This window comes from Nonomuraea sp. SBT364 (assembly GCF_001083785.1).
Lineage (GTDB): Bacteria > Actinomycetota > Actinomycetes > Streptosporangiales > Streptosporangiaceae > Nonomuraea.
In genome coordinates this window covers 1-5,719 of the sequence record NZ_LAVL01000284.1, presented here as the reverse complement: position 1 = coordinate 5,719, position 5,719 = coordinate 1, and the positions used below count along the sequence as shown (strand labels likewise).

The following is a 5,719-nucleotide window of genomic DNA, read 5'->3' as shown; positions in this document are numbered from 1 at the left end:
GGGGACGACGGGGACGTACGCCTGGCGGTCATCGGCATGGGCAAGTGCGGCGCCAGGGAGCTCAACTACATCAGCGACGTGGACGTGATCTTCGTCGCGGAGCCGCGCGAGGGCGCCGACGAGACCAAGGCGCTGCGCACCGCCACCAGGCTGGCACAGGCGATGATGCGCGCCTGCTCCACGGCCACCCCCGAGGGCGCGCTGTGGGAGGTGGACGCCGGGCTGCGCCCCGAGGGCCGGTCCGGGCCGCTGGTGCGGACGCTGGCCAGCCACCTGGCCTACTACCGGCGCTGGGCCAAGACGTGGGAGTTCCAGGCGCTGCTGAAGGCCCGCCCGGTGGCCGGCGACCTGGAGCTGGGCGCGGCGTACGTGGAAGCGGTCAACGAGCTCGTCTGGTCGGCCGCCACCCGCGAGAACTTCGTCGAGGACGTCCAGGCCATGCGCCGCCGCGTGGAGGCGCACGTGAAGGCGGAGGGCGAACGCCAGATCAAGCTCGGCCCCGGCGGGCTGCGCGACATCGAGTTCGCGGTGCAGCTGCTGCAGCTCGTGCACGGCCGGCTCGACCCGCTGCTGCGCCGCCGGGCGACGCTGCCCGCGCTGGCCGCGCTCTCCCGGGGCGGCTACGTGGGGCGCGACGACTCGCGCGGCCTGGCCGAGGCGTACACGTTCCTGCGCCAGGTGGAGCACCTGCTGCAGCTGCACCGGCTGCGCCGCACCCACGTGCTGCCGGAGGACCCGGCCGACCTGCGCAGGCTGGGCAGGGCGCTGGGCATGCAGGCGGACCCGGTGGGGGAGTTCACCCAGCGGTGGCGGCGGCACGCCAGGGAGGCGCGGCGGCTGCACGAGAAGCTGTTCTACCGGCCGCTGCTGCAGGCGGTGGCCCGGCTGCCGGAGACGGAGGCGCGGCTGTCGCCGTCGGCGGCGGCCGCCCGGCTGTCGGCGCTCGGCTTCGTCGACCCGGAGGGCGCGCTGCGTCACATCGCGGCGCTGACCGCGGGCGTGTCCCGGCGGGCGGCGATCCAGCGGACGCTGCTGCCGGTCATGCTGGGCTGGTTCGCCGACACGCCCGACCCGGACGCCGGGCTGCTCGGCTTCCGCCAGGTGAGCGACAAGCTCGGCACCACGCCGTGGTACCTGCGGCTGCTGCGTGACGAGACGGCCGTGGCCGCCAGGATGGCGCGGGTGCTGGGCACCAGCCGTTACGCCGCCGGGCTGCTCATGCACGCGCCCGACGCGGTCGCGCTGCTCGGCGGCGACGCCGAGCTCGCCCCCCGGTCCCAGGAGTCGCTGCTCGGCGAGGCGTCGGCGGCGGTCTCCCGCTACGGCGACGACGCCGAGACGGCGGTGGCCGCGGTGCGGGCGCTGCGCCGCCGGGAGCTGTTCCGCACCGCCGTCGCCGACCTGTCGGGGCTGGCCGACATCGAGCAGGTCGGCATCGCGCTGTCGGCGCTGAACGACGTGACGATCCGGGCCGCGCTGGGCGCCGCCCTCGGCAAGGTCGAGGCCGAACGCCGCCGGCCGCTCCCCACCAGGTTCGCGGTGATCGCCATGGGCCGGCTGGGCGGCCTGGAGTCCTCCTACGCCAGCGACGCCGACGTGATGTTCGTGCACCGGCCGCTGCCGGGCGCGGACGAGCGTGAGGCCACCGACGCCGCCTACGCCGTGGCCAACGAGCTGCGCCGGCTGCTGGCCCTGCCCGCGCCCGACCCGCCCCTGCACATCGACCCCGACCTGCGTCCCGAGGGCAGGCAGGGCCCGCTGGTGCGCACCCTGGCCTCCTATCGCGCCTACTACGCCCGCTGGTCGGCGCCGTGGGAGGCGCAGGCGCTGCTGCGCGCCCGGTTCTCGGCCGGCGACGCCGAGCTGGGGGCCGACTTCGCCGCCCTGGTGGACGAGCTGCGCTATCCCGCCGCAGGCATCACCGGCGACGCCGTACGCCACATCAGGCGGCTCAAGGCGCGCATGGAGGCCGAGCGGCTGCCGCGCGGCGCGGCGCCCGCGCTGCACACCAAGCTCGGCCCCGGCGGGCTGTCGGACGTGGAGTGGGTGGCGCAGCTGCTGCAACTGCGCCACGCGGGGCAGGCCCCGTCGCTGCGCACCACCCGCACCCTGGAGGCGCTGCGCGCGGCCGCGGCCGAGGGGCTGCTCGACCCGGCCGACGAGGCCGTGCTCGCGGAGGCGTGGCGGTGCGCCTCCCGCGTCCGCGACGCGATCATGCTGGTCAAGGGGCGGCCCGGTGACAGCGTGCCGGCCGACGCGCGCGAGCGCCGCCTGCTCGCCCAGGCTCTCGGCTACCCGCCTGACGGGTCCGAGGACTTCCTCGACGACTACCGCCGCGTCACCCGCCGCGCCCGCCAGGTCGTCGACCGCGTCTTCTACGAAGGTTGACACCCCCCGAGGCCCAGGGTGTAAGTATCAGAGGTGTTATCCGCCTACGTCGACCTCGCGCTCGGCCTCGTGCTGTCGTTCCTGCTGCTGTCGCTGCTGGTCAGCGGGCTCAATGAGGCTTTCGTCCGGCTGCTGTCGATCCGCAGCAAGTTCCTGTGGGCCTACCTGCGTGACACCCTCGACGGTGCCGACGACCGCGGCAGGTCGTGGCTGCCCGCCCGGGTGCGCGACGTGTTCGCCGCCCTCCCGTTCGCCCGCGACCCGAGGCCCGCGCACGACTCGCGTCCCGCGCCCTCCGAGGCGGGGGAGGTGCCGGCGAGCGACGGCGCCGCGCTGACGAACCTGCTGTACGAGCGCGTACGCGAGATCGACCACCCCAAGCGGGGCCGCACCAGCATCGCCGATCTGCCGCCCGGCCGGTTCTCCGTGGCGCTGATGGAGATGGCCGCCCGTGAGCCCGGCGGCGTCGAAGGGCTGCTGGAGAAGCTCAAGGCCATGCGCAGCCCGCTGTACGGCCACCTCAAGGGCGTGTGGGAGACCGCCCAGCGCGACCTGGACCGGTTCCGGCAGGGCGTGGAGAGCTGGTTCGACAGCGAGATGCAGCGGCTGTCGATGCTCTACAAGCGCTACGTCAAATGGGTGGTGACCGTGCTGGGGCTGCTGGTGACGCTGCTGTTCACCATGGACGGCCTGGAGTACGGCAAGACGCTGCTGCGCGACAACGCCTTCCGCGCCTCGGTGACCGCCGTGTCCGGGCCCGAGGCGTACCAGGAGCTGAAGGCCCGCTGCGAGCAGGCCGACCCGGTGGGCTGCATCACCGACACGCTCAGCCAGCCGGCGCTGGTCAAGCTGTTCGACCACGCGATCGTCAGCGTCTCCATCCCGGCCGAGGGCGACCCGTCGGTGCACTGGAACGGCGGCGTGTGGTGGGACCGCCTCACCACCCCGAGCCACTGGCCCGGCTACCTGCTGACGTACGTGGCGCTGCTGTTCGGGGCGCCGTTCTGGTGGGACGTGTTCCGGCGGATCACCGGCATCCGGCCCCGGCGCTAGCATTCCGGGCGTGGAGACCGAGCGATTGATCATGCGCAGGTGGCGCGAGTCGGACCGGGAGCCGTTCGCGGCGCTCAACGCCGACCCCGAGGTGATGGAGCACTTCCCCGCCACGATGACCCGGGCCGCCAGCGACGCCTTCGCCGACAGGATCGAGCAGCGCTTCGACGAGCACGGCTACGGGCTGTGGGCGCTGGAGGTGCGGGAGAGCGGCGAGTTCATCGGGTTCACCGGGCTGGCGCTGCAGACGTTCGACGCGCCGTTCCTGCCGGCGGTCGAGGTGGGCTGGCGGCTGGCCAGGAAGGCGTGGGGCCACGGCTACGCCATCGAGGCCGCCCGCAGGGCCGTCGCCCACGGCTTCGGGGAGGCCGGGCTGGAGGAGATCATCTCCATGACGGCGCTGAGCAACACCCGCTCCCAGTCGGTGATGCGGCGCCTCGGCATGACCCGCGACCACGCCTGCGACTTCGAGCACCCGAGCGTCCCCGAGGGCAGCCCGCTGCGCCCGCACGTCCTCTACCGGCTCGGGCGCGGCTCGCTCATCGCGTAGAGCACGTCGCGCAGCGCCTCCTCCCGGCCCCGCGGCCAGACGAGCCGCAGCGCCAGGCGGGGCGCGTCGTGGCCGAGCGGCACCAGCGCGCCCGACGCCAGGTCGGCCTCCACCGCGAAGTCCGGCAGCAGCGACCTGCCGAACCCCTGCCTGGCCCACTCGCGGGCGGTGGCGACGCTGGTCAGCTCCCTGCGCGGCGCCTGCGCCCCGAACAGCCGGTCGGCGGCCAGCCGGATCGAGCACCCGGCCGAGGAGACGAGCAGCGGGTCCCGGTCGCCGTCCGGCGCCGCGACCAGGACCAGCGCCACCTCGCCCACGTCCAGGAAGTCCAGGTCCGGGGGCGCGTCGAAGCCCAGCGTGCCCACTTCGGGCCCCGCGTCGAGCAGCAGCGCCGCGTCCACGCCGCCGCCCGACAGCTCGGCCAGCAGGGCCTGCCGGGGCAGCGACCGTACGTCCACGTCCAGATCGGGCCGGCGCTCCGACAGGCGTCGCACCACGGCGGGCAGCCGCGTCGCGGCCAGCATCTCCAGCGCGCCGACCGTGACGCGCCGCCGCTCGCCCGTGACCGCGCGCCGCACCTCCTCGGCGTGGTCGAGCAGCGCCTGGGCCCGGCCGAGCAGCTCGCTCCCGTGACGGGTCAGGCGCATGCCGCGCGGTGTGCGCTCGAACAGCGGCACCCCGAGGCCCGCTTCCAGCCTGCGCACCTGCTCCGACACCGACGCCGGGGCCAGACCCAGCCCGTGCGCGGCCCCGGTGACCGTCCCCGCCCCGGCCACCGCCACGAAGCATCGCACATGCCGCAGATCCATGGCGCCGAGCATACGGTCTTCCCGAACGCGGCCCACGGTCCCGGCTGTTGAGCGTCCCCCGAGGCCGCCAGCAGGCTGGCCCGCATGAAGCTCATCGGGGTCTGCCTCGCCTACTTCCTGGTCCTGCTGGACACCACTGTGCTCACGATCGCCCTGCCCGACCTGCGCGCCTCACTCGGCGGGCCGGTCGCGGGCATGCAGTGGGCGGTGAACGCCTACACGGTCGCCTTCGCCGCCACGCTGCTCACCGGCGGCGCCGTCGCCGACCGGTACGGCGCGGCCCGGGTGTTCAGGGCCGGGGTGGCGGCCTTCGGGCTGATCTCGCTGGCCTGCGCCGCCGCCCCATCGCTGGGCGTGCTCGTCGCCGCGCGGGCGGCTCTCGGCGTGGCGGGCGCGCTCTGCCTGGGCGGCTCCCTCGGCCTCATCGCCGAGCTGTACCCGTCCCCGGCGGCGCGGGCGCGCGCCACCGGCGTGTGGGCCGCCGCCACCGGCTCCGCGCTCGCCGCCGGGCCGCTGCTCGGCGGCCTCCTCGTGGAGCTTGCCGGGTGGCGGGCCGTCTTCCTGGTGAACGCCCCGCTCGCGGCCCTCGGCCTGCTGGCCGTCCGCGGCCTCCGCTCCCCGGCCGGGCAGCGGCCGGTGAGCTGGACGGCGCAGGCGGCGGCCTGCCTGACGCTCGCCCTGCTCGCGCACGCGGCCACCGCCCGCTCGGCCGTCGCCGCCGCCCTGGCCTGCGCCGCCCTGACCGCCTCCGCGTTCACAGCACGGCGCGCAGCCGTCCCGGCGGGAGCCGGAGCTGTGGTGCGGCGGGGCGGGTGGGCGGGGGGGGGCCCTGGGGGCGGCCCGGGGCGGGGGCCGGCGGGGGGGGGGGGGCGCGGGGCGGGGGGGGCGGGGGGGGGGTGCCTCCCGTCGCCCCGCGCGC

The 5,719-nt window shown here is 75.8% G+C and carries 5 protein-coding genes; 4 read left to right on the top strand and 1 reads right to left on the bottom strand.

Annotation, left to right across the window (positions count from 1 at the left end):
* The 3 genes from ADY59_RS46225 to ADY59_RS46215 all read left to right on the top strand — a co-directional run.
* Positions 1–2,388, top strand: a 2,388-nt coding sequence (locus ADY59_RS46225; RefSeq protein WP_049577394.1) for a bifunctional [glutamine synthetase] adenylyltransferase/[glutamine synthetase]-adenylyl-L-tyrosine phosphorylase, incomplete at its 5' end; no start/stop codon positions are given.
* Positions 2,389–2,421: 33 nt separating this feature from the next.
* Positions 2,422–3,441 (top strand): hypothetical protein, encoded by a 1,020-nt coding sequence (locus ADY59_RS46220; protein ID WP_049577383.1) that lies wholly within the window; start codon positions 2,422–2,424, stop codon positions 3,439–3,441.
* A 10-nt stretch (positions 3,442–3,451) separates the two neighbouring features.
* Complete coding sequence (locus tag ADY59_RS46215; RefSeq protein ID WP_231619225.1) at positions 3,452–3,991, top strand: GNAT family N-acetyltransferase; 540 nt, start codon at positions 3,452–3,454, stop codon at positions 3,989–3,991.
* Here ADY59_RS46215 and ADY59_RS46210 read toward each other — a convergent pair.
* Positions 3,958–4,800, bottom strand: a complete 843-nt coding sequence (locus ADY59_RS46210) for a LysR family transcriptional regulator (protein ID WP_049577390.1) — start codon at positions 4,798–4,800, stop codon at positions 3,958–3,960. The genes ADY59_RS46215 and ADY59_RS46210 overlap by 34 nt on opposite strands.
* A gap of 84 nt (positions 4,801–4,884) precedes the next feature.
* On the opposite strand from ADY59_RS46210, the gene ADY59_RS46205 reads away from it, so the two are divergent.
* On the top strand, positions 4,885–5,719 hold an 835-nt coding region (locus ADY59_RS46205; protein ID WP_156326158.1), incomplete at its 3' end, for an MFS transporter.

What these genes read in the sequence shown, in the direction of transcription:
- ADY59_RS46210 (WP_049577390.1), bottom strand. Translation starts at nt 4,800, where the DNA reads ATGGATCTGCGGCATGTGCGATGCTTCGTGGCGGTGGCCGGGGCGGGG.